The 22,546-nt window shown below is 70.7% G+C and carries 26 protein-coding genes; 10 read left to right on the top strand and 16 right to left on the bottom strand.

Features of this window, described 5'->3' with window-relative positions:
- Nucleotides 1-55 precede the first annotated feature (55 nt).
- A complete protein-coding gene (locus tag ACFQW8_RS08775) occupies nucleotides 56-2,080 on the bottom strand; it encodes a phosphocholine-specific phospholipase C (RefSeq protein WP_380086625.1) in 2,025 nt (674 codons plus the stop codon).
- Between the two features lie 170 nt (nucleotides 2,081-2,250).
- On the opposite strand from ACFQW8_RS08775, the gene ACFQW8_RS08770 reads away from it, so the two are divergent.
- Genes ACFQW8_RS08770 through ACFQW8_RS08750 form a run of 5 tightly spaced genes read left to right on the top strand, consistent with a single transcriptional unit; the run spans nucleotide 2,251 to nucleotide 5,907 of the window.
- The gene (locus tag ACFQW8_RS08770) at nucleotides 2,251-3,033 is read left to right on the top strand and encodes a prolipoprotein diacylglyceryl transferase (protein ID WP_380086624.1); all 783 of its coding nucleotides are present in this window, start codon (nucleotides 2,251-2,253) and stop codon (nucleotides 3,031-3,033) included.
- The gene (locus tag ACFQW8_RS08765; protein WP_449274533.1) at nucleotides 3,030-4,604 is read left to right on the top strand and encodes a radical SAM protein; all 1,575 of its coding nucleotides are present in this window, start codon (nucleotides 3,030-3,032) and stop codon (nucleotides 4,602-4,604) included. The genes ACFQW8_RS08770 and ACFQW8_RS08765 overlap by 4 nt, the downstream gene beginning before the upstream one ends.
- Nucleotides 4,597-4,962, top strand: coding sequence for a hypothetical protein (locus tag ACFQW8_RS08760; RefSeq protein WP_380086623.1), 366 nt, complete (start codon nucleotides 4,597-4,599; stop codon nucleotides 4,960-4,962). The genes ACFQW8_RS08765 and ACFQW8_RS08760 overlap by 8 nt, the downstream gene beginning before the upstream one ends.
- Nucleotides 4,963-4,990: 28 nt before the next feature.
- Nucleotides 4,991-5,425 carry a hypothetical protein gene (locus ACFQW8_RS08755; protein ID WP_380086622.1) on the top strand — a complete coding sequence of 145 codons (435 nt, stop codon included), beginning with the start codon at nucleotides 4,991-4,993 and terminating at the stop codon, nucleotides 5,423-5,425.
- Between the two features lie 2 nt (nucleotides 5,426-5,427).
- Nucleotides 5,428-5,907 carry an SRPBCC family protein gene (locus ACFQW8_RS08750; protein WP_380086621.1) on the top strand — a complete coding sequence of 160 codons (480 nt, stop codon included), beginning with the start codon at nucleotides 5,428-5,430 and terminating at the stop codon, nucleotides 5,905-5,907.
- Here the strand turns inward: ACFQW8_RS08750 and ACFQW8_RS08745 are convergent.
- The 7 genes from ACFQW8_RS08745 to ACFQW8_RS08715 form a co-directional block, all read right to left on the bottom strand.
- On the bottom strand, nucleotides 5,888-6,301 hold the full coding sequence (locus tag ACFQW8_RS08745; protein ID WP_380086620.1) for a PPOX class F420-dependent oxidoreductase: 414 nt from the start codon (nucleotides 6,299-6,301) through the stop codon (nucleotides 5,888-5,890). The two genes, ACFQW8_RS08750 and ACFQW8_RS08745, sit on opposite strands and share 20 nt — an antisense overlap.
- A gap of 20 nt (nucleotides 6,302-6,321) precedes the next feature.
- The gene (locus tag ACFQW8_RS08740) at nucleotides 6,322-6,690 is read right to left on the bottom strand and encodes a UBP-type zinc finger domain-containing protein (protein ID WP_380086619.1); all 369 of its coding nucleotides are present in this window, start codon (nucleotides 6,688-6,690) and stop codon (nucleotides 6,322-6,324) included.
- Nucleotides 6,691-6,712: 22 nt separating this feature from the next.
- Nucleotides 6,713-7,099, bottom strand: a complete 387-nt coding sequence (locus tag ACFQW8_RS08735) for a DUF1304 domain-containing protein (RefSeq protein WP_380086618.1) — start codon at nucleotides 7,097-7,099, stop codon at nucleotides 6,713-6,715.
- Nucleotides 7,100-7,145: 46 nt separating this feature from the next.
- Nucleotides 7,146-8,798 carry an HNH endonuclease signature motif containing protein gene (locus ACFQW8_RS08730; protein WP_380086617.1) on the bottom strand — a complete coding sequence of 551 codons (1,653 nt, stop codon included), beginning with the start codon at nucleotides 8,796-8,798 and terminating at the stop codon, nucleotides 7,146-7,148.
- A gap of 86 nt (nucleotides 8,799-8,884) precedes the next feature.
- Entirely contained in the window at nucleotides 8,885-10,147 is a 1,263-nt protein-coding gene (locus ACFQW8_RS08725; protein WP_380086616.1) for an RNA polymerase sigma factor, read from the bottom strand.
- Between the two features lies 1 nt (nucleotide 10,148).
- Entirely contained in the window at nucleotides 10,149-10,505 is a 357-nt protein-coding gene (locus tag ACFQW8_RS08720; RefSeq protein WP_380086615.1) for a YciI family protein, read from the bottom strand.
- An 11-nt stretch (nucleotides 10,506-10,516) separates the two neighbouring features.
- On the bottom strand, nucleotides 10,517-11,056 hold the full coding sequence (locus tag ACFQW8_RS08715) for a dihydrofolate reductase family protein (protein WP_380086614.1): 540 nt from the start codon (nucleotides 11,054-11,056) through the stop codon (nucleotides 10,517-10,519).
- A gap of 138 nt (nucleotides 11,057-11,194) precedes the next feature.
- On the opposite strand from ACFQW8_RS08715, the gene ACFQW8_RS08710 reads away from it, so the two are divergent.
- Genes ACFQW8_RS08710 through ACFQW8_RS08695 form a run of 4 tightly spaced genes read left to right on the top strand, consistent with a single transcriptional unit; the run spans nucleotide 11,195 to nucleotide 13,616 of the window.
- Complete coding sequence (locus ACFQW8_RS08710) at nucleotides 11,195-11,584, top strand: ArsR/SmtB family transcription factor (protein WP_380086612.1); 390 nt, start codon at nucleotides 11,195-11,197, stop codon at nucleotides 11,582-11,584.
- On the top strand, nucleotides 11,581-12,114 hold the full coding sequence (locus tag ACFQW8_RS08705) for an SRPBCC family protein (protein WP_380086610.1): 534 nt from the start codon (nucleotides 11,581-11,583) through the stop codon (nucleotides 12,112-12,114). Before ACFQW8_RS08710 ends, ACFQW8_RS08705 begins: the two co-directional genes overlap by 4 nt.
- Before the next feature lie 60 nt (nucleotides 12,115-12,174).
- The gene (locus tag ACFQW8_RS08700; RefSeq protein ID WP_380086609.1) at nucleotides 12,175-13,137 is read left to right on the top strand and encodes an SDR family NAD(P)-dependent oxidoreductase; all 963 of its coding nucleotides are present in this window, start codon (nucleotides 12,175-12,177) and stop codon (nucleotides 13,135-13,137) included.
- A gap of 2 nt (nucleotides 13,138-13,139) precedes the next feature.
- Nucleotides 13,140-13,616: an SRPBCC family protein gene (locus tag ACFQW8_RS08695; RefSeq protein ID WP_380086608.1), complete on the top strand. Its 477-nt coding sequence runs from the start codon at nucleotides 13,140-13,142 to the stop codon at nucleotides 13,614-13,616.
- 34 nt (nucleotides 13,617-13,650) lie between these two features.
- Here the strand turns inward: ACFQW8_RS08695 and ACFQW8_RS08690 are convergent, their stop codons facing one another.
- From ACFQW8_RS08690 to ACFQW8_RS08680, 3 genes are read right to left on the bottom strand one after another with little or no spacing between them, the layout of a single operon-like run.
- Nucleotides 13,651-15,255: a phytoene desaturase family protein gene (locus tag ACFQW8_RS08690; protein ID WP_380086607.1), complete on the bottom strand. Its 1,605-nt coding sequence runs from the start codon at nucleotides 15,253-15,255 to the stop codon at nucleotides 13,651-13,653.
- Between the two features lie 37 nt (nucleotides 15,256-15,292).
- Nucleotides 15,293-15,781 (bottom strand): pyridoxamine 5'-phosphate oxidase family protein, encoded by a 489-nt coding sequence (locus tag ACFQW8_RS08685; RefSeq protein WP_380086606.1) that lies wholly within the window; start codon nucleotides 15,779-15,781, stop codon nucleotides 15,293-15,295.
- Complete coding sequence (locus ACFQW8_RS08680; protein ID WP_380086604.1) at nucleotides 15,774-16,229, bottom strand: SRPBCC family protein; 456 nt, start codon at nucleotides 16,227-16,229, stop codon at nucleotides 15,774-15,776. The genes ACFQW8_RS08685 and ACFQW8_RS08680 overlap by 8 nt, the downstream gene beginning before the upstream one ends.
- 220 nt (nucleotides 16,230-16,449) lie before the next feature.
- On the opposite strand from ACFQW8_RS08680, the gene ACFQW8_RS08675 reads away from it, so the two are divergent.
- Nucleotides 16,450-18,603: a catalase gene (locus ACFQW8_RS08675; protein ID WP_380086603.1), complete on the top strand. Its 2,154-nt coding sequence runs from the start codon at nucleotides 16,450-16,452 to the stop codon at nucleotides 18,601-18,603.
- 22 nt (nucleotides 18,604-18,625) lie between these two features.
- Here the strand turns inward: ACFQW8_RS08675 and ACFQW8_RS08670 are convergent, their stop codons facing one another.
- From ACFQW8_RS08670 to ACFQW8_RS08650, 5 genes are read right to left on the bottom strand one after another with little or no spacing between them, the layout of a single operon-like run.
- Entirely contained in the window at nucleotides 18,626-20,161 is a 1,536-nt protein-coding gene (locus ACFQW8_RS08670) for a fused MFS/spermidine synthase (RefSeq protein WP_380086602.1), read from the bottom strand.
- A 40-nt stretch (nucleotides 20,162-20,201) separates the two neighbouring features.
- A complete protein-coding gene (locus ACFQW8_RS08665) occupies nucleotides 20,202-20,708 on the bottom strand; it encodes a 2'-5' RNA ligase family protein (RefSeq protein ID WP_380086601.1) in 507 nt (168 codons plus the stop codon).
- Nucleotides 20,708-21,547 carry an Fpg/Nei family DNA glycosylase gene (locus ACFQW8_RS08660; protein WP_380086600.1) on the bottom strand — a complete coding sequence of 280 codons (840 nt, stop codon included), beginning with the start codon at nucleotides 21,545-21,547 and terminating at the stop codon, nucleotides 20,708-20,710. The genes ACFQW8_RS08665 and ACFQW8_RS08660 overlap by 1 nt, the downstream gene beginning before the upstream one ends.
- A gap of 1 nt (nucleotide 21,548) precedes the next feature.
- On the bottom strand, nucleotides 21,549-21,770 hold the full coding sequence (locus tag ACFQW8_RS08655; protein ID WP_380086599.1) for a hypervirulence associated TUDOR domain-containing protein: 222 nt from the start codon (nucleotides 21,768-21,770) through the stop codon (nucleotides 21,549-21,551).
- Nucleotides 21,771-21,811: 41 nt separating this feature from the next.
- Complete coding sequence (locus ACFQW8_RS08650) at nucleotides 21,812-22,540, bottom strand: response regulator transcription factor (protein ID WP_380086598.1); 729 nt, start codon at nucleotides 22,538-22,540, stop codon at nucleotides 21,812-21,814.
- Between the last annotated feature and the right edge of the window lie 6 nt (nucleotides 22,541-22,546).

Here is a 22,546-nt window from a genome sequence, read left to right as displayed (position 1 = left end):
CACCCTCCGGGACCGCCGACCTGCATGGGGTATGCCGCATGCTCCCGTGCGCGGGTCAGCCTCCCAGCGCGGGGTCGCTCACCGACGGCCTGCCGTCGCTGAGGTGACCGGCGAAGGTTCGTAGCCAGCTGGACCCGGGGACGGTCACGGTGAGGTCGTACCAGCCGCCGGTGTCGGAGGTGTCGACGGAGACGTGACCCTTGCCCGTGCCGCGCCCGCCCTTGACGGGCACGCGGCCGGCATACGCGTCGGTGACGACGACCTCGATCCCACGGGGTGCGTCGATGTCCAGCCGCACGGTCCCGTTGGCGGCCTTGGTCGACAGGCGGGCGGTGACGTCCGCGCGGTCGGCCTGTCCGGCATACCGACGGAAGAGACCGTGCGGGCCGTGGACCTGGATGTCGTAGGTCCCGGTGACCGGCCACGAGGCCGACAGGCGGTCGCCCGCGCCGATCGTGTAGCTGTGGGGCGCGCCGGCGGGCGCGAGAAGCCGCGCCTGGAGGTGCGCTCCGAGCGAGCCACGGTTCGTCACGTCGATGCCCACCCGCCCGGCGACCGTGGTCTCGACGACGTCGAGGCGGTAGTCGACGGCCCGGGAGGGACGGGTACCGGGCTCCTGCGTGGGCATCTCGCCTCGCACCGGTGGCACCGGCTTGTAGTCGGGGTGGCGCAGCCTGTCCTGGGGCGCCCACGCCGAGGTGCTCGGCAGCGTCGGCACCGCCGCGACCGACGTGGAGAAGTCGAAGGCCGAGGTGAGGTCGCCGCAGACGGCCCGGCGCCATGGGGTGATGTTGGGCTCCTCGACGCCGAACCGGGCCTCCATGAGGCGGATGACCGAGGTGTGGTCGAAGACCTCCGAGCACACCCAACCACCGGTGCTCCACGGTGAGACGACGAAGGTCGGCACGCGTGGGGCGAGCCCATAGGCGCCGTCGCCGTGCCGGCCCTCGTAGAACTCGTGGTCGGTCGGGACGGTGGATGCGCCCGGGATCTGCTCGTTGTTCGCGATCGGCGGGACGACATGGTCGAAGAACCCGTCGTTCTCGTCATAGGTGATGACCAGGGCCGTCCTGCTCCACACGTCGGGGTTCGAGGTGAGCGCGTCGAGGACCTGCGCGATGTACCAGGCGCCGTAGTTGGTCGGCCAGTTCGAGTGCTCCGAGAAGGCTTCGGGCGCGGCGATCCACGAGATGGACGGGAGCCGGTCGGCGGTGACGTCGGCCTGCAGCTGAGCGAAGTAGCTCTCGCCGTCGCGGGCCTTCGTGCCCCGTCGGGCCTTCTCGTAGTGGTAGTCCCCGGGTGCCGCGTCGCGGTAGGAGTTGAAGTAGAGCAGCGAGTTGTCGCCGTAGTTGCCGATGTAGGGGTCGGACGTCCAGCCCCACGACCCGGCCGCGTCGAGTCCGGTGCCCTCGTCCTGGTAGACCTTCCAGCTCACCCCGGCCTCCTCGAGCCGCTCGGGGTAGGTCTTCCAGTCGTAGCCGAGCTCGTCGTTGTAGAGCACGGGCCCGCCGCCCTTGCCGTCGTTGCCGGTCCAGCCGCTCCAGAGGTAGTAGCGGTTGGGGTCGGTGTTGCCGATGAAGGAGCAGAAGTAGGCGTCGCACACCGTGAAGGCGTCAGCGAGCGCGAAGTGGAAGGCCGCGTCCTCGCGCTCGAGGTAGGCCATGGTCGTCGTGCCCTTGGCGGGGACCCACTGGTTGTAGTGCCCCTTGTTGACCGCCTCCTGTCCGTCGGTCCAGCTGTGCGGCAGGCCCTCGAGGAACGCGGCACCGAGGTCGTCGACGGTGGGGTGGAAGGGCAGGACGTCACGCACCCCGTCGCTCTGGTGCCAGACGTTCCTGCCGCTGGGGAGCATCGCCGGGTGCGGGTCGCCGAAACCGCGGACACCGCGCAACGTGCCGAGGTAGTGCTCGAAGCTGCGGTTCTCCTGCATCAGCACGACGATGTGCTCGACGTCCTGGAGTGATCCGGTGGCACGGTTGGCCGGGATGCTCGCGGCGCGGGCGATGCTCTGGTCGAGCATGGTGAGGGCAGTGGCCCCACCGGCGAGCTGCAGGAAGCGGCGGCGGTCGATGTTGACCAACTTCGGTTCTCCTCGGGTCGTCAGGTCGGGCTGGCGCTCCACCGTCCCGCTCCCGGGCGAACGCGGGGCTGGCACGAAGTGACCGGGGGGCGAACAGATCGTCTGGGTACGCGTACTCGCTTCGGGCCCAATGACGAGCGGTGCGCGGGTGCCGGTGAGAGGGTGAACGGGTGATCCCCCACGTCGGCCCGATCCCGACCCACGAGCTGTTCGTGGGACTCGGCGTGGCCGTGGCCGCAGCGGTCTTCTTCCTCGAGGCGCGGCGGCGCGGACAGTCCGACGAGCGGCTGCTCCACGTCGTGCTGGGGGCGGTGACCGGCGGGGCCCTCCTCATGCGCATGGGCACGTGGCTGCAGCACGTCGACCTGCGTGCCAACGCCTCGCTCGTGGAGCAGTGGGCCCATGGCAACCGCTCGATCCTCGGCGGCCTGGTCGGGGCCTGGCTCGGGGTGCATGTCGCCAAACGGCTGACCGGCTACCGGCTGCGGACCGGCGACCTCTTCGCTCCCGCCGTGGCTCTCGGCATGGCAGTCGGTCGCATCGGCTGCCTGCTCACCGAGGAGCCGGGCACCCCGACCGGCTGGGGCTTCGGGATCACGTTGGACGCGACCTCGGCCGCGGCCGTCGGGAGCGTCGCCGGCGTGCCGCTGCACCCGTCGTTCGTCTACGAGATCGCGTTCCACCTCGTCGCGTTCGCGGTGCTGTGGTTCTGGTTGAGACACCGCGGTCTCCCGCCGGGAGAGACGTTCGTCTGGTACGTCGCGGCATACGGGATCTTCCGGTTCCTCGTGGAGCTCGTCCGCGGCAACGACGTGGCCTGGCTCGGGATGACCCGGCCACAGCTCTTCCTCGCGGTGACCGTCCCCCTCCTTCTTGCCCGCATCATCTGGCGCTGGCGTTCCGGCGCCTATGCCGGGGCACCTGAGCGGCGGCTCGCGGAGGTGGCGGCGTGAGCAGTGCCCGAGGAGCCGGTATGCCGTTGCGCGACTACCGCGTGCACCGTTATGTCAACGCGTTCTGCCCGTTGTGCCACGAGGAGCAGCCCGACCGGCCCCTCGCGGACGTGCGTCGCCTCAGCGGCTGGCTCGCCGTCCGGGACGACCGGGTCTGGCTCGAGCGGGGTTGTCCCGACCACGGACTCGTCCGCACCCTCTATGACGAGTCGCCCGAGATCCTCGCCTACCTCGAGCAGTGGACCGCCCCGACGAAGGTGCACCAGCCGGACCTGGCCGGGAACTTCAAGCCGGTGCCGAGCGCCTACGAGGACGGGCTGCCGCAGATGCAGACCCAGCACACCTGCATCCTGCTGGAGGACCTGCTCGACCACTGCAACCTCAAGTGCCCGACCTGCTTCGCCGAGTCGTCCCCCGCGCTGGCCAGTGTGGCGCCGCTCGAGCAGGTGCTCGCGTCGATCGACACCCGCCTCTCGCGCGAGAACGGGCGGATCGACGTGCTCATGCTCTCGGGTGGTGAGCCGACGCTCTATCCGCAGCTGCCCGAGCTGCTCGAGGCGGTCATCGCCCGACCCATCGTGCGCATCCTCGTCAACACCAACGGGTTGCGGGTCGCGCAGGACGACGAGCTCGTCGCGCTGCTCCGTCGGCACCGGGAGCGGGTCGAGGTCTACCTGCAGTACGACGGGGAGTCGGCGCAGGCCTCGATCACGCACCGGGGTGCGGACATCCGTCGCTTCAAGGAGCGGGCGATCGAACGCCTCTCTGCCGCAGGGGTCTTCACCACCCTGACCATGACCGCCTCCCTCGGCGTCAACGACGACGAGATCGGCCACGTCATCAAGCGGGCCCTCGACACGCCCTACGTCGGCGGGGTGACGATCCAGCCGGTCTTCGGCAGTGGGCGCAGCGGCGGCGTCGACCCGCTCGACCGCCTCACCCACACCGGGGTGCTCGCCCGGCTCGAGGAGCAGACGGCGGGGCAGGTGACCTGGCGCGACCTGACCGCGCTGCCCTGCAGCCATCCGCACTGCTGCTCGGTCGGCTACCTGCTCAAGGACGACTCCGGGTCCTGGCGGTCGCTGACGAGCCTCATCGGCCACGACCGGCTCAAGGAGTGGCTCGACCTCGAGCCCGACCTGCTCGCCAACCGGATCGCCGACGACACGATCCCCGACGCCATGAAGGCGATCGTCAAGGGCTCCCTCCTCGACCTGCTCAGCGAGCAGTCCTCGTTGTCACACCCGTCGATGGCCTCCGTCTGGAGGGACATCTGCACCCACTGCGACATCGGCATCGGCACCCTCGCCACCCTCGCGTCCTCGAGGCTCCCCGGCCGGCACGAGAGGCTGCGGGCGATGCTCGGCGAGCGGGTGCTGCGGGTGACGGTCAAGCCGTTCATGGACATGAACACGATGATCGAGGAGCGGCTGACCCAGTGCTGCGTCCACGTCGCGACCGTCAACGCCGAGACCGACGCCCACCAGTGCGCGCCGTTCTGCGCGGTCCAGGCGTGGGCTCCGTTGTCGCGCACCCGGATCTCCACCGCCACCGGGGGGCGACATGAGTGAACCGGGAGGGAACTCGCTGCCCACGACCTCGCCGCGCGGGGCCGACCCGCGCGGGGCCGACCCGCGCATCGTCCCCCTCGAGAGCGCTGTGCCCGTCGCCGAGCCAGAGGTGTTCGACCCGCTGCGGCTGTGCATCTTTGCGACCATCGCGCTCCTCGGCTGGCTGCTCGGGCCGATCGCCCTCGTCTTCTTCGCCGGCCTCGGGGCAGTGGGCTACACCAAGGCCCGGCGTGCGGGGCTCATGCGCTCGAAGTGCCTGCTCGGCGACACCCGTCTCGTCCTCGCCTATCTCGCCCTGCTCGTCGCCGTCGGGGTCGGCGCTCTCGTCGTCGGCTACGGACCGTGGGAGCTCTGGTGACTGCCGCCCCGAACACCGTGGAGGAACGATGACCCAGCTGCCGCCCGGACCACCGCCGGGCACACCGCCCGGGGGACTGCCGCCACAGGGCCCGCCACCGGGGCCACCGCCGGGTCCCCCGCCGGGGCCACCGCCGTACGGGCCGCCGCCGTACGGGCCGTACCAGCAGAACCAGCCGGCCCCCGGACTCCCCAGCTGGGCCAAGACGCTCTTCGGGTTCCTCATCGGGCTGCCGGTGTCGATCTTCGCGCCAGTGCTGGCCTTCCTCCTCGTCGAGCTCCCCGGCCCGGTCGAGCTCAAGGTGCTGCTTGTGACGGTCGTCCCGACGCTCCTGGGCATCCCGCTGCTCTTCGGCAGGAGCACCCGCCCCTGGGGCGTCGGGCTCATGATCGGCCTGGCGATCGGGAGCTTCGTGCTCGGCGGCGCCTGTGTCTCGATCATCAGCTCGTCGTCGGGCTACTGACCGTGGCCACCTTCTCCGCGACCAAGACCTCCGAGGCGACGGTGTCGCATCCGCGCGACCTCGTCTGGGACGTGCTCACGGACCCGGCGACCATCGCCCGGCTCACGCCGATGGTCCGCTCGATCACGGCCGACGGCGACCTGTGGCACTGGCAGCTGGTCAGGATCCCGGTCCTCGGCCAGTCGTTCGAGCTGGGCTTCACCGAGGCCATGACCTATGACCCCAAGTCGACGATCACCTTCCGCCACGCACCACCGCGACAGGGCAAGGAGCTCGCCGGGACAGACGGGCGCTACGACCTCCGCGACGCCGACGGCGAGGGAGCCACGCGGCTGCGGATCGAGCTCACCGTCTCGGTGGAGCTGCCCTTCCCGCGGCTCGCCAGGCCGGCCATCCAGGCGACGATGCACGGTGTGCTCGCCGCGATGGGCGCGGGGTTCGCCCGGTCCATCGAGAAGGAGCTCAGGACCCGAGCAGCCTGACGTCGGTGACGACGACGGCTGCCCGGACCTTGCGACCCGGCAGACGGTCGAGGACGGGCTCGACGAGGGTGAGCGCGCGGTACCACCATCCGTACTTCGCGCCGATCGCTCGCTTCACCCGGGCCACCGCGTCAGGGCCACGATCGACACGTGCGCGGGCGGCATACCGCGGAGCGTTCGGTGGCACGTTGCCACGCACGTCGCAGGGTCGCAGCTCCACCCGAGCGGTGTGGGCGAGGCGTTTGGTCTTTCCCGTCTCGTCGACGGTGACGATGAGCAGGTCGTCGCCGTCGGGGGCGATCCACACGGGGGTGGAGACCGGGGTCCCGTTGCGGCGGAAGGTCGTCAGCTCGACGTACTGCTGCTCGCCGAGGGGACGGGTCGTGTCCGTCATGAGGCAGGTATGCCGTTCGCTCAGGTGTGGATCAGATCGCGCCAGTTGTCCGGGACCCGGCCCTGCGGACCCGGAACAGGCTGGTCCTCCGGGTGCGCGGAGGGTTCGGCGAGAGCCGGTCCTCGGCCCATCTCCTCGGTGGTGTAGTTCCAGAACCACACCTCGCCGGGCTCATAGCTCGTCACGATGGGGTGGCCGCTCTCCCGGGCGTGGGCGCTGGCGTGCTGCGCCGGCGAGGAGTCGCAGCAGCCGATGTGGCCGCAGGCAGTGCAGCGCCGCAAGTGGACCCACCAGCCCTGCGCTGCAGTGCAATCGGCGCAGCCGGGGCCGGAGGGCGGCACCGTCGGGTCGAGATCGGCGGACTCGTTGAACGTCACGAGAGCGGGCATGTCAGCGACGCTACTCCGCGGGTCAGCTCAGCACGAGGGCAATGACCGCGAGAGCGGGTGCCAGACCCTGGGTGAGGGCGGCGCGGAGCTTGCGGCGGTCGCTCGTCACGAGGACCAGCGCCGCCGCGACCATCGAACCGCACGCGACAAGGATCAGTGCGGCCGAGACATCGTCGGACGACGCCGGGCCGAAGGCGCCCACCGCGATTCCGATGAGGGCGATGATCGCGAGGAAGAGGTTGTAGAAGCCCTGGTTGTAGGCCAGCGGCTTGGTGACCTCGGCGGTCTCGGGGGTCGTGCCGAACACGGCCCGGGTCTTCGGGTCGGTCCAGGCGAGCGACTCGAGCCGGAAGATGTAGACGTGGATGAGAGCTGCGATGCCGGCGAGCACGAACGCCACGGTGGTCATGGCCTGAGACTAGGACCTGGCTCGCCCACCGGTGGGCACGGCGGGCTCAGGCGGTCAGGTCCCAGTCCTCGGCGTCGTGCTCGGCCCTCCACTCGTCGACCCAGTGGGCGACGAGGTGTGCGGGTGGTTCGTTCGCCCAGGGGTCGGGTGGTCCCGTGTCGAGCTGGACGTGTTCGACCAGCCCTTGTTGCTCGGTGGTGCGTTTCGTCGCGTGGGCACGGCGGATCGTGGTGAGGCGTGCGGGGAGCTCGCGGTCGTAGGAGCCGGGGGTCAGGTCCCACGTCACTGACCGGCCGTGTTCGTCGGGTGGGTGCACCGTTGCGATGAGGCGCTGGTCGTGGACGTGGCTGTGGTGCCGCTGGCACAACAAGGCCGCGTTGGCCAGGTCCGAGGGGCCGCCGTCGACCCAGTGGAGCAGATGATGCGCCTTGGCCCACCCGGCCGGGACATCACACCCGGGGTAGGTGCAGCCACCGTCGCGGTGCCACAACGCCCGACGCTGCGCCCGGGTGAACAACCGCACCGCCCGGCCCAGGTCGAGGACCTCACCCTCGGCACCCAACACCACCGGGATGACATCGGCGTCGCACGCGAGCTGCCGCACGACCGCCGGGGACAGCTTCGTGGCCTGCGCCCGGGACACCATCACCCGACCACACCCCGCACCAGACACCGCACTCGCACCCGCTGCGTCAGTGCCGGCGTCCGTGTTGCTGTTCGCGTGGGTGTTGTCGCTGTCCTGGGCACGGAGCTTCTCGATCAGGTCCTGCAACGTCATGGTCACGTGCAACGTCGTCGACGCCCCACCCGGAGGCTTCTGCGCGCCGTCCTCCGCTGCGACCCGACCGCAGAGGGCAGCCAACGCTTCCGCGCGGCGCTGCTCAGCCGGACGAAGGTCCCGCTCCCCCGTGACATCGTTGGGGGCCGGTTGCGACAGCGGCCCGATCGCCGCCTCCACCGTCGCCGCCTGCGCCGGGGTCAACCCCAACCGGTACTCCGTGATGTCGGCGTCGTTGACCCGGGGCGAGGTCAGGTACGCCGCCTTCCGCAACCGCTGCTGCGCGTCGTCGAACTCCCCCTCGACCCCGAACATCGCCAACAAGTGCGGCCGCAGACGGCGGGCCTCGGCACACCCCCACCGCACCCCATGGTCCAGGATCGCGCCTGCCACCGTCGGGACCGCGTCCGGGCGCAGGTGGTCGGCCAGCTTGGCCATCTCCTTCAGCGCCGTCAACGCCAACCCCGCACCCACCTCACCGGTGACCACGCGCGACCACACCACACCCTCGGGCCGCTCCGGGTCCGCGTACGCCCCCGCGCCCGGACCAGCCGTGGACCACAACCCGCCCGGCACCGAACACGCCACCTCCTGCGCCAGCTGCGCCACCTGGCCCGCGCCCGCTTGCTGCAACGACGGCGCGTGCTCACGCACCCAGGCATGCACCGACCCCACCCCACGCCGGGCCGAGGTGAACTCTCCCCGGTGCGCCGCCTCCGCGACCACCCGCACCTGCGCCGCCCCCGCCCGAGCCTTCACGTCATCCAACAACCCCATGAACTCAGCCAGCTCCGAAGCACTCAAGCGGGCCAGCACCTCCCCCAACGGACCCGCCCCCGCAGCATCAGAAGCCAGCGCGTCACGGGCACCCTCCAACACCGCGCGCAGCCGCGCGATGTCGCCCCCGGTTGCCTGATCCATACTCACTATTGTCCTCGAACAGGTGTTCGCTTGTCAAGCCCCTCTAGCACGAGATCTGGCCGAATCGGGAACTGCCACAATGCAATTCACGTCGAGTGCACTACGCACTCCGCGGCCCGCTGCTGCATCGTCGCGCGGTCCTGCGTGTTGCCCGCGAGGGATGCCGCACGCAGGAAGTCCTCACGCGCCTGCTCGTGCCGCCCGGCCGTGCACTCGAGATCGCCGGCGACGGCGGGCAGCAGGTGGTAGCCCGCGAGCGAGGCCAGACCCCGCAGGGGAGCGACGATCTCGAGCCCCGCCTCGGCACCGAACGCGCGCCCGACCGCCACCGCCCGGTTGAGCTCGACGACCGGTGACGGCACGACCTGGACGAGTCCGTCGTAGAGCGCGGCGATCCGCACCCAGTCAGTCTCCTCGGCCGTCATGGCCCGCGCGTGGCACGCAGCGATCGCCGCCTGGAGGGCGTAGGGACCCGCAGTCCCCCGCAGGTCGTCGATCCGGTCGATCAGCTCCAGCCCACGACGGATGAGCAGCCTGTCCCAGCGAGAACGGTCCTGGTCGAGCAGCAGCACCTGCTCGCCGTCCGGTCCGACGCGAGCAGCGAGCCGCGACGTCTGGATCTCCATGAGCGCGAGCAGGCCGAGCGACTCCGGGTCATGGGGCGTGAGCGCCGCGAGCACCCGGCCGAGTCGCAGCGCTTCGGAGCACAGGTCGGTGCGCACCCACGCATCACCCGACGAGGCGGCATACCCCTCGTTGAACAGGAGGTAGATGACCTCCCGCACCCCGTCGAGCCGCTCCTCTCGCTGCTCGACCGACGGCAGCTCGAAGCGGATGTTGGCCGCGGCCAACGTGCGCTTGGCACGCACGATCCGTTGTGCCACAGTCGCTTCCGGCGCCAGGAAGGCCCGCGCCACCTCAGCCGTCGTGAGCCCGCAGACGAGCTTGAGGACCAGCGCGGACCGCGCGTCCGGCGCCAGCAGCGGGTGGCAGGACATGAGGACCAGCCCGAGCAGGTCGTCGGCGAGGTCACCGTCGACGATGCGGTCGACGTCGATCTCGAACGTCGCAGCAGTGGTCGCCGCGACGGTGCGGAGCTTGTCACGACCGGTGTCCCGACGGCGGATCCGGTCGATCGCCAGGTAGCGCGACGTCGTCGTGAGCCACGCTCCCGGGTTGTCGGGTATGCCGTCCGCTCGCCACTTCTCGAAGGCTGCGGCAAAGGTGTCCTGGGCCAGCTCCTCGGCGGTGTCGAGGTCCCCGACGAGCCGGCCCAGGCGAGCGATGAGCCGCGGCGACTCGACCCGCCACAGGGTGGCGATCGTCGCGTCGACCGCTGCCGTGCTCATCTCAGGCGAGGTCGGCGAACTCGACGACCTGCCGGACGTCGACTCGGTGGGTTCCGACGAGGAGCGCGAACTTGCGGGCGTGCTCGATGGCCTCGTCGAGGGACGAGACGTCGAGGAGCGCGAAGCCTCCGATGAGCTCCTTGGCCTCGGCAAAGGGTCCGTCGATGACCCGGACGGAGCCGTCGGTGACCTCGACCCGGGCGCCCTTGCTGCTGCCGTGCACGCCCTCTCCGCCGAGGAGCACTCCGGACATCGCGGCCTCACGCATGTACTCGCCGATGGCGGCCTGCTCCTCGGGTGACGGGACGACGCCGTCCTCCATCTCCTGGGTCTGGTAGTGCATGACCATGTAGCGCATCGCTGTTCTCCTCAGGCGTTCGTGGGTGCGTAGACCAAGTGCAGCACCCCGGTGCTGAACGTAGTGGAGGAGGCAAGGGTGAGGGGGACGCTCGCTCCGTCGGCGAACAGCTTCTTGCCGGTCCCGACGACGATCGGGTGGACGAGCAGGTGCAGCTCGTCGACGAGGCCCTGCTCGAGCATCCACCGGACCAGCGTGGCGCTGCCGGTGGTGCCGAGGTGGTGCTGCTCCTTGAGCCCGGTCAGCTCGGCTCTGACGTCACCCCTGACGACGGACGAGTTCTCCCACTCGGCCTCCGCCAGGGTGGTCGAGACGACGTACTTGCGGGCGCCGTTCATCTGCGCCGTGAACGGGTCCGCCGGGTCGGCCTGCGGCCAGTAGCCGGCGAACTCGTCGTAGGTGTGGCGCCCGAGGAGGGTGGCGTCCGCCTTGCCCATCTGCTCGCCGACGACGGCACCCATCTCGTCGTTGAAGTACGGGAAGTGCCACTTCTCCGGCGACTCGATGACGCCGTCGAGCGAGATGAACAGGCTGCTGGTGATCGAACCCATGACTACGTCTCCTTCGGTGTCGAGGCGCCGGTGTGGTGCCTTCTGACCGGTATGCCGGACGACCCAGGTCGATTTCGACGCGCCTTCCGAAGTTCTTTTTCCTTGACAGATCGGTAACCGTTGCGTTACCAATAGGTCATGGATGCCTTCGCCGCTCTCGGGGACCCGGTCCGACGCGACCTGGTCACGAGGCTGGCGCACGGCTCGGCCCGGGTCATCGACCTGGCTGGCGAGCACGCCATCAGCAGGCCGGCCATCAGTCGACACCTTCGCGTCCTCGCCGAGGCCGGACTCGTCACCGCCGACGACGTCGGACGCGAGCGGCACTACCGGCTCGAGCGCAGCGGACTCGCACCGGTGGCCGACTACCTCTCTGCCCTCGCACCCGCGCCACGCTTCAGCGACTCGGTGCTCGACGGCCTCGACCTCGAGGTCCGCCGCACCGTCCGCGACCGCGCCACCCCGACCAACGCATCACCTTCCGCATCACCTTCACGGACGACCCCTTCGACAGAGGAGACGGCATGACCAAGACACACACCGCGAGCGCAACGGGCCGACGTGAGGAACGGGACGGGACGGCATACCTGGTCTTCGAACGCACCTTCCGCGCACCCATCGAGGATGTCTGGGCAGCGGTGACCGAGTCGGACCGGCTGGTGCGCTGGATCGGTCACTGGAGCGGCGACCCGACGAGGGGTGCGGTCTCGTTCTGGATGACCGCCGAGGCCGAGGACGCTCCCGAGGAGACCATCCACATCGACGAGTGCTCCGCCCCGCAACGCCTCGTCATGCGGTCGGCCCGGCCCGATGACCACAGCCTCGAGTGGCGGTGGCAGCTCGACCTCGACGAGTCCCAGGGAGTGACGACGTTGACGTTCGCGCAGGAGGTCGCCGACAGCACGCTGGCCGAGGGCGTCGGGCCCGGTTGGGACTACTACCTCGACCGGCTGGTGGCGGCGGAGACAGGTGACGACCTCGACGCGGACCTCGCGGCCATCGACTTCGACGACTACTTCCCGGCGCTGTCCGAGCACTACCGACGCGAGCTCGCCTGACTAGAGGTTGGGGGTGGACCTCACGACCCTTTCGACGGGTCGAGGGCGCAGACTGGGGTCATGACCAGCTCCCGCAGGACCGTCCTGATCACCGGCGCCTCCAGCGGGATCGGGCGAGCGACCGCCCTGCAGCTCGCCGACGAGGGCGCCTCGCTCGCCCTCCTCGCCCGCTCGCGCGAGTCCCTCGAGACGGTTCGTGACGAGTGCGCGGCGCGTGGTGGCCAGGCCATCGTCACGGTCGCCGACGTGGGTGACCCCGAGGCCGTGTCCGCCGCCTTCGACGCGGCACAGGAGAGGTTCGGGCGGGTCGACGGGGTGGTCCACTCGGCGGCGGCGCTGGCCTACGGGCGCTTCGAGGATGTGCCCGCGGAGGTGTTCGACGCGGCCATCCACACCACCCTCACCGGCACGGCCAACGTCGCCCGGGCGGCGTTGCAGGCCTTCTCCGCCCAGGGCGGAGGAAGCCTGGTGGTGATCGGCTCCTTGCTCGGCAAGATCAGCACCCCGTGGATGAGCTCCTACGTCACGGCGAAGTGGGGGGTCCATGGTCTCGTCCGCACCCTGCAGCTCGAGGCCCGCAGCACTCCGGGCATCGACATCAGCCTGGTCTGGCCGGGTGGGGTCGACACACCCGTCTACCTCCAGGCCGGGACGTATCTCGAACGACACGGTCGGCCCCCGCCCCCGGTCGACCCTCCCGAGAAGGTCGCCCGAGCCGCAGTGCGGGCGCTCACGCACCCCCGCCGGGAGGTCTCGGTCGGCCTGGCGAACCATCTCGTCGTGACGGGGTTCCGGATGGCACCGACGGTCTTCGACGCGATCGTGACCCCGCTCATGCGCGTCGGAGGCCTCTCCCACGGTGAGGTCGAGAACTCCCCCGGCAACGTGCTGTCTCCCCTCCCTGAGGGTGAGGCACTGCACGGCCGCTGGGGTCGACACTGGATGCGCGGTGCCAGCCTCGCCGGAGCCGCCGTCGGTGCCGGCGCCACCATCGTCCGCAGCGTGACACCCCGAAGGAGCTGACCATGGACCAGAGCAACGGAGTCATCACCGTCACCCGTGACGTCGACGCACCCGCGCAGGCGGTGTGGGACGTGCTCGCCGACGGGTGGTTCTATGCGACCTGGGTCGTGGGCGCCTCGCGCGTGCGTGACGTCGACGACAGCTGGCCCGCCGAGGACGCTCAGATCCACCACTCGTTCGGCATCTGGCCCTTGCTCATCAACGACACCACCAGGGTGGAGCGCTCCACCGAGCCCAGTGAGCTGATCCTCACTGCCCGGGGCTGGCCGGCCGGCGAGGCCCGTGTGGCCATCTCGATCACACCGCGCGACGGCGGCTGCACGGTGAAGATCGAGGAGGACGCCTCCAGCGGACCGGGCACGCTCATCCCGAAGCCGGCACGTCAGCTCGCGATCGGCCCGCGCAACGTCGAGGCCCTCAGGCGGCTCGCCTTCCTGGTCGAGGGCCGTCACCAGAACAGGCAGCGTCCACCGGCCTGAGTCCGGGAGCTCGTCGAGCTGCTGACGAGTGACGTCAGTCGCGAGGCAGCAACCGGCTCCAGGCCGTCCTGGTCAGGGCTCGACGCGCCCCGCCGGTGAGCCGGGCGTTGGCACCGAGCGCGGCGCGGGCGGCATTCCACCCGCAGGCGCCGTGCACGCCTCCGCCGGGGTGCGCCGACGCGCTCGCGAGATAGAGCCCGGCCACCGGCGTCTCCGGTCGACCGAGTCCGGGGGTGGGGCGGAAGACCAGCTGCTGGTGCACACCTGAGGTCCCGGCGTTGATCGCGCCGTCGACGAGGTTGGCGTCCTCGCGCTCGAGGTCCTGGGGTGACTGCACGTGCCGGGCGACCCTGGTCTCGCGGAAGCCCGGAGCCACTCGCTCGACGGCGTCCTCGATGCGGTCGACGTGCTCGGTGAGCCGGTCCCCGGTCCAGTCGGACCCGTGCGGGACATGGGTGTAGGCCCAGGCCGACTCCGTGCCCCTGGGCGAGCGGCTCGGGTCCGAGGTCGTCATCTGGCCGAAGAGGATGAACGGGCGCTGCGGGGTGCGACCGACCGAGAGGTCGGCCGCGAAGTCGACGAACCCGTCCGTGTCGACGCCGAGGTGCACCGTGCCGGCCCCCCGGGCGCCCTCGGCCCGCCACGGCACCGGCTGGTCGAGAGCCCAGTTGACCTTGATCGTCGGGTTGTCCCACTGGAAGCGGTCGAGGTCACGCAGGAGGCGCGACGGGAGCCGCTGCTCGGCGAGCAGGTCTCGGTAGAGCGCGGGAGCCGGGACGTCGGCAAGGACAGCGCGGCGAGCCGTGATCTGCCGACCGTCGGCCAGGCGCACGCCGCTGGCGCGCCCGTGCTCCACGGTGACCGCAGTGACCGCCGTCCCCGTGACCACCCGCGCGCCCTTGCTCTCGGCGCGCCGTCGCAGCGACTGCGCCAGCTCACCCGCGCCACCCTCGGGCACCGGGAAGCCGACGTCCTGACCGAGCATGCACAGGAGCCACCCGAACATCCCGCTGCCGGCGGCGTCCGGAGGGACGTCGCTGTGCATCGCGTTGCCGGTAAGGAGCAGTCCGGCACCGGGACCGGTGAACCGCTCCTGCGCCAGTCGCCGCACGGGTGTCACCGCCAGGCGCGCGAAGTCGAGGGTGTCCGCGGCCCCCAGCCGTCGCAGCATCCGGCCAGCGGACACGACGGGCGGGAACGGGGTGAAGAGGGCGTCGAGCAGCGGGTCGCGGATGCGGTCCCACCCGTGCACGAGCTCGAGCCAGGCGTCACCGTCTCCGGCGCCCTCGGCCTCGAGCCCGGCCGCCGTGTCCTCCGCTGCGTCGCGCAGGACCGCGGCACTGCCGTCGTCCAGCGCGTGCGCCAGCACGTCGGGCGCCTTGCGCCAGACCAGTCCGTGCTGCTCGAGGTGCAGGTCGCGGATGATCGGGCTGGCTGCCGCCAACGGGTAGAACGCACTGAACAGGTCATTGAGGTAGCCCGGGGCCGTGACCTCGGCGCTGCGGACGGCCCCACCCACCTCGTCGTTGGTCTCGACGAGCACGACGTCCCAGCCGGCGTCGGCGAGCGCGTTGACGGCCACGAGGCCGTTCGGCCCCGCCCCGACCACGACGGCGTCCGCCGCGTGCATGGAGGTCATCGCTCTGCCACCTGCCCTCTCTCGCCTGCGTGCCCGGTCAGAGCTGGACGACCCCGCTGCTGTCGTCGTCCTCGTCCTCGGCCTTGTCCTTCGTGACCAGACCCTTGACGAGGTGGACGATCGTCGCGGCCCTGCCCGGCGAGTCCCAGTACTCCGCCGTGTCGGCCGTGACCTGGATGAGCCCGTTGTTGGGGGACTGGGCGTCACCCTCCATGAAGGCCGACACGGACGGGTCCCACAGCTCCTCGAGCTTGGCCCGGTCCTCACTGATGACCGCATGGCCCGCGAGCGAGACCCAGCCCTCGTCGCTGGCGTAGGCGACGTTGACGGCGGGTCGCTGCCGGATGGCGGCGACCTTGTCGGTGTCGAGCTCGGTGATGAACCACACCGTGCCCGGGTCGTCGAAGTCCTGCGTCCCCATCGGCGTCGACACGAGTCGCCCCGCGTCGTCGACGTAGGTCAGGCTGGCGATCCGCGTCGCCCTCATGATCTGCGCGGTCAGCTCCTTGGGGTCCCGGTCAGCCATGCTGCACCCCCACGCGAGTGAGGGTGGCGGTCATGTCGCGCACCGTCTCATCGGCGATCCTGCGGAAGACCAGGCTCATGAGTGGGTCGGCCAGCCTCGCCAACCCCTTGAACGTGATGGTGGCCTCGTAGCGGATCCGGCTGTGCCGGTCGTCGATGGCGGTCACGCCGATGTCGTCGCGCGAGGAGGCGGTCTCGTTGTGGCCGGCCAGGACGACTCCGTCGGGTGCCAGACTCGTCAGCTCGTACTCCAGCGACGTCTCGCGACCGAGCACCTTGCTGACGTTGGCCCACTTCGTGCCGGGCACCACGGGCACGCCCGGATCGCCGATGCGCTCGCACGACACCGTCCCCGGGTCCCACTCCACGGCGTTGGCGAAGTCGGCCAGGTAGGCCACGGCAGCGTCCTGGGGGCAGGGCACCTCGAACTCTCGGACGATGTGGACCATCGGTCCTCCTCAGTTGGGGCTCTCACACTAGGTCACCGGGGCGCGGCTGAACCGACACCGGGCCAGGCAGCTGAACTGCAGCCATGCTCGTCGGGAGGGCCTGGATGGCACTACACCCGAAGGGGGGTGCCGGGTGTCGGACCGGCGCCCTAGCGTCGTCAGAACGCGCACGGCCCACGAGGCGATGCCTCCGGGCACCCACTGCGAGAGGGACACCAGCATGGCGACCAAGAAGGACTCCGCTCCCCGACCCAAGGCCACCAAGGCCGCCGCGGTCAAGGCAGCCCAGGCCACCAGGGCCACCACGGCCGGCGAGCCGACCGACGAGATCGGCAACGGTGGCGAGCTCCACCAGCGGGCCGGGGGCGACAGCCCGGTCATGACGACCGCGCACGGCGCGCCGGTCCAGGACGACAACAACTCACTGCGCGCGGGCGACCGCGGGCCGACGCTCATCTCGGACCACCACTTCCGCGAGAAGATCTTCCACTTCGACCACGAGCGGATCCCCGAGCGGGTGGTGCACGCCCGCGGCTACGGAGCCCACGGTGTCTTCGAGGCCTACGAGTCGCTGGCCGACATCACTCGCGCGAGCATCTTCGCCGAGGCCGGCAAGCAGACCGAGACCTTCGTGCGCTTCTCGACCGTCGCCGGCAACCTCGGGTCCTTCGACCTCGCCCGAGACGTGCGTGGCTTCGCGACGAAGTTCTACACGGACGAGGGCAACTGGGACCTCGTCGGCAACAACATCCCCGTCTTCTTCATCCAGGACGCTGTGAAGTTCCCCGACCTGGTGCACTCCGTCAAGGAGGAGCCGGACCGCGGCTTTCCGCAGGCACAGTCGGCACACGACACCTTCTGGGACTTCGTCTCGCTCATGCCCGAGGCGACGCACATGACGTTGTGGCAGATGTCGGACCGGGCGATCCCCCGCTCGTTCCGGATGATGCAGGGGTTCGGCGTCCACACCTTCCGCTTCGTCAACGCCGCCGGTGAGTCCACCTTCGTGAAGTTCCACTGGACGCCGGTCCTCGGGATGCAGTCGGTCGTCTGGAACGAAGCCGTGAAGATCAACGGCGCCGACCCCGACTTCCACCGCCGTGACCTCTTCGACGCCATCGAGAGCGGCGCGTTCCCCGAGTACGAGCTCGGCATCCAGGTCTTCGACGACGCCTTCGCGGACTCCTTCGACTTCGACGTCCTCGACGCGACCAAGATCATCCCCGAGGAGCTCGTCCCGGTGCGTCCCGTCGGCAAGATGACGCTCAACCGCGTCGTGGACAACGTCTTCGCCGAGATCGAGCAGGTCGCGTTCATGACCCAGAACGTCCCTCCGGGCATCGACTTCAGCAACGACCCCCTGCTCCAGGGCCGCAACTTCTCCTACCTCGACACCCAGCTCAAGCGGCTCGGCAGCACGAACTTCTCCCAGCTGCCGGTCAACGCGCCGCGGTGCCCGGTCGCGCACTTCCAGCGAGACGGCCACATGCAGACGTCGACCCAGCCAGGTCGCGCGACCTACGAGCCGAACTCGTTCACCGGGGCCGACCGCGGTCCGCGCGCGGCCGGGGCCGAGGGGCACGTGCCCTTCCCGGGCGAGGTGTCCGGCCAGACCCGGCGCATCCGCTCGGCGTCCTTTGCCGACCACTACAGCCAGGCACGCCAGTTCTGGCTGAGCCAGACCCCGGTCGAGCAGGTCCACATCATCGCCGCCTACGCCTTCGAGCTCGGCAAGTGCGAGATCCCGGCGATCCGCCAGCGGATGCTCGCCAACCTGCGCAACGTCGACGACGTCCTCGCCTCGGGCGTGGCCGACAAGCTGGGTATGCCGCTTCCGCCGGCTTCCGAGCCGGCCGCTCCCGTCATCGAGACGGAGCCCTCGCCGGCGCTCAGCATCCTCGCCAACGCCAAGGAGACCTTCGAGGGGCGCAAGCTCGGGCTCCTCGTCGGCGACGGGGCCGACGCGGCCGCGGTCAAGCGGCTCACCAAGGCGGTCGTCAAGGTCGGCGGCACCGTCGAGGTCATCGCCCTCAAGGTCGGCGGGGCCACCCTCTCCGACGGCTCCCTGCTCGAGGCGAAGCAGGCCGTCGCCGGTGCGCCGTCCGTGCTCTACGACACCGTCGCGATCCTCGCCGGCGCGGATGGCGAGCCGGCCCTGGCCGACGAGCCCGCCGCCCGCGACTTCCTCACCGACGCCTTCGCTCACTGCAAGGTCATCGGGCTGGGTGCGGGCACGCAGGCGCTCGTCACGGCCACCGGCCTCGCCGGCAAGCTCGACGACGCGTGCCTGGCCGTGGACACGGCCAAGGAGGCCACGGCATACGTCGCTCGGATCGCCGGACCGCGTCACTGGGAGCGTGACCTCACCGCCTGACGCCATGCGGCCCGGCACTCGGTCAGGGTGCCGCGGCCGCGGGTGGTGAGAGCGTCACGAGCTGGTCGACCGGGGCGTGGTCATCGGTGAGCACCATCGCGTCACCGACCCACGCGTCGAGCTCGGCGCCTCCGATGGCCTCCCACCCCAGGTCGCGCTCGGCCATCGCCTCGGTGAGGGCGGCGGTGTCGACGGGCGCGTCCGAGGCGATCGCGACGAGGTTGCCGCCCGAGCCGGGCTCTCGCGCGAGCGTCTCGGACTCCGCCGTCAGGACGACGTGCTCGAACACCGAACGCAGCGTCGCCAGCTCGGCTCGCACGAAGTCCATCCGACCGAAGTCGATGAGGTTGGCGGCATACCGGCCATCGGGGGCGAGGACCCGGCGGACGTCGGCCACGGCCTCACGCGTCGTCAGGTGCCACGGGATCGTCACGCCGCCGAACGCGTCCCCGACGACGAGGTCCTGGCTCGATGCGGCCATCGCTCGCAGACCCAGCCGTGCGTCCTCGATCCTCACGTCGAGGTCGCGCCCGGTGCGCAGGCCGAGTCGCTCGACATCGACCTCGAGCACTCCCTCGTCGATCTCGGAGACGACACTCCTCGTCCCCGGGCGCACGTCGGCGAGGTGGCGCGGCAGGGTCAGCCCGCCGCCGCCGAGGTGATAGGCCGTGAGGGGCTCCGCCGGAGGGAACTGCGTCTGCGCGACGGAGGCCAGCGCTGCGACGTACTCGAACTCGAGGTGCGTGGGGTCCGCGAGGTCGACATAGGAGTGACGGACGCCGTCGAGCACGAGCAGCCGCCCATCGGCGCGCTTCTCGTCCGGGACGACCTGGGCACAGTGGTAGACGGTCTCCGCGTCGCAGCTGCCCGGGCCCCAGACGGCGCCGAGAGCGCCGGGAACGAGCAGGGCCACCGCGAGCCCCGCCTGGCGCGGCCCACGACCGAGGAGGCCGACGACGAGGGACGCCAGCACGAGCAGCACACCCAGACCGACGAGGATCACGCTCACCGGGAACGCCGTGACGAAGACGAACCCGGTGAGGACCGTGCCGGCGATCGCTCCGAGCGTCCCGGTGCCCGACAACCCACCGACCACGCTCCCCGTCTCGGACAGGTCGGTGAGGCGCAGCTTGGCGACGATTGGCGAGACCGCGGACAGCAGGGAGCCGGGGACGAAGATCGCGAGGGCGCCGACGAGGAAGACGCCCGGACCGGCGAGCTCGCCGGCACCCCGCACGACGAAGGGCATGAGCGACACGACGACACCCGAGACCGCGAGCAGCGGCGCGAGCAGTCGCCGCGGGTCGTCCCCGTCCGCGGCACGGCCACCCACCCATGCCCCGGCAGCGATCGCGGCGAGCGCGATGCCGATGACCAGCGTGCTCGTCTCGAGGGTCAGCCCGAGGTAGGGCGCGAGCAGGCGGAGCGAGACGAGCTCGACGACGAGCACCGCGCCGCTCGTCCCGAAGACCAGCGCACCAGCCGTCTTGGCACCCATGCGCTGGGGACCGGACACGGCTTGGGAGGGCACGGGGCCGCTGTCGTCGCTCTTGCTCACCTCGCCATCCTCACCCACGAACCTGGCGTATGCCGTGGGCTCAGCCCACGAGATGGTGCACCTGTCGTGCGTCCGAGTCCCACCGTCGCAGGGTCACGGCCGTCCCATCGGTGGCGCCCTGCCCGAGCAGGGACAGCGCGGTGCCCACGTCCTCCGGCCGCAGCCCTCGCGCCAGAGTGACGTGCGGGACCCATCGTCCCGGCTCGGTGAGGGGCGACGGCACCGCCTCGCTGGCCGTGACGGCGGCCGCGTGGAGGTCGAGCAGGGCGTCGTCCAGGACGACGAGCCGGGCGAGGACGAGTCGTCGCCCCGGGAAGGTGACGACGGGCCCCAGCGTGAGGTGCAGGGGCAGCAGCACGGAGAGAGCCGAGCGCAGCTCGTCGTCGGCGGCGGGCAGGAGCGCGGTCGCGAGCAGCGTGATGTGCGGGGCGTTGGTCTCGCCCTGGTGGTTGGCCTGGCTGGGCAGACCGGCTCGGCGCAGGCTCTCCCAGTCACGACGCACCGCCTCATCGGTGGCCCGGTCGAGGAGCAGCTCGAGGGCCTGCATCAGGGAGCCTGGCAGCCGGGGCACCAGAAGAGTCGCTGCAGCCCCATCCGCTGCGCCTGCACGGTCGTCCCGCACACGTGGCACGGCTTCCCGGCGCGACCATAGACGGCATACCGTTTGGGCCAGCGCGGCACGCGCTCGTCGCGGACGAGAACCGCGCGCGCCGCCGCCAACTGGGCCTCGTCGGTGACGATCCACCCGGCACCGAGACCGAGGGTCATGAGGTCGACGGCGTCCTGCCAGAGGGCGTCGAAGGTGTCGTCGTCGACGTCGTGGCCCGCTTTGAAAGGGTCGAGCCCGGCGCGGTATAGCAGCTCGGCGCGATAGACGTTGCCGATGCCGGCGATGACCTTCTGGTCGACGAGGAGAGCGCCGATCGGGCGGCGAGAGCTCTGGATCCGCCGACGTGCGGCTTCGGGCTCCGCGTCGTCACGCAGCGGGTCGGGCCCGAGCCGGGCGCGCAGGGCGATGACACCGTCGCTGTCGAGCAGCTCGCAGACGGCCGGGTCGGTGAGCTCGCCGTGGTGCGTCGCGGAGAGCAACCGCCACGCGACGTTGCCGTGCACTGGCGGCTCGGTGCGTGGGAAGGCGCCGTCGAGGACGCGGCGGTGCCGTCGGACGGCGAAGGCACCGTCCATCGCGAGGTGGAGGTGGACGGTGGGCCCGACGCCGTGAGCCGTGACGAGCAGGTGCTTGCCCACGGCCTGGGCGTCCGCCACGACCTGACCGTCGAACACCCCCGCGTCGAACGTCGCGTTGGGAGAGCGTGACCGCACGGGCTGACCGACGAAGGCTCGCAGCCGCTGGGCTGTCCCGTGGACCGCGTGACCCTCGGCCACCTCAGCCGCCGTCCACTCGCTCCACCTCGCTGGCCAGCTTGAGGACGAGCGTCCCGTCGTCCTGCTTGATGACGTATGCCGGGTTGTCCTCGCTCCCGTGCCGCGTGATGCGCTCCCCCTTGGTGGTGCGCTCGACGTCGTCGTGGTGCACCTCGTCGACCGTGCCACTGGCCCAGGACGAGCCCCACTTCCACCTGACCTTGCTGCCTTTGCGAATCGCCATGACCCGAGCATGGCGCACAGCACTGTCAGTACGCGCTGGGACTACGACGTCTCGGCTGTGGAGGCGAACGCGGTCGACCCGTCGTCAGTGCCGGTGCTCGGCAGGAGCACCCTCATCCGGGTCGGCGCCATCCCGTGGTCGATGCCCCAGAGGACGGCCCGGCTCCGGCTCGTCACGCCCATCGTGCGATAGGCCGTGCGGATGTAGGACTTGACCGAGTTGATGCTGAGGTAGGTCCGCTCGGCGATCTCGTTGTTGCTGAGGCCGGCCGTGACCAGGGCGATGATCTCGGACTCGCGGGCGGTGAGGCCGAGGTCGCGCCCGGGCCACGAGTTGCTGGCGAGCGTCGGCTCCTCGGCGAAGGGCACGATCTCGACGGACTGTGCCTGCGCCGAGAGCAGGGCCGCGACGAGGTCCTCGGCGTCGAGCGACTTGTGCAGGGCGCAGTGGACCCCCTTGCGCAGCGCGGAGTCGACGAGATCCTCCGTGAGCAACCACGTGTAGAGGACGACCCGACCGACCAGCGGGTTCTCGCACAGGTCGTCGAGGTCCTCCGACCCCAGGTTCGTGCAGGTGAAGGTGTCGTAGAGCGCGATGTCCACGGCGCGGGTGACCGGCACGTCGAGGTCGAGCTCGACCACCTCGATGACGTCCTTGTAGGGCGCGAGCATCGCCGCCACACCGCGCACGATGAGCTCGTGGTCGTTGACGACGGCGACGGTGAGGGGCCGGTCGCCGGGTGGTTCGGTGATGCGTCGCACTGCGCTCATGGCTGT

Source organism: Knoellia altitudinis, from assembly GCF_042666355.1.
GTDB classification, from domain to species: Bacteria; Actinomycetota; Actinomycetes; order Actinomycetales; family Dermatophilaceae; genus Knoellia; species Knoellia altitudinis.
The sequence above is the reverse complement of the archived record's forward strand: the minus strand, read 5'-3'. Positions and strand labels throughout refer to the sequence as shown.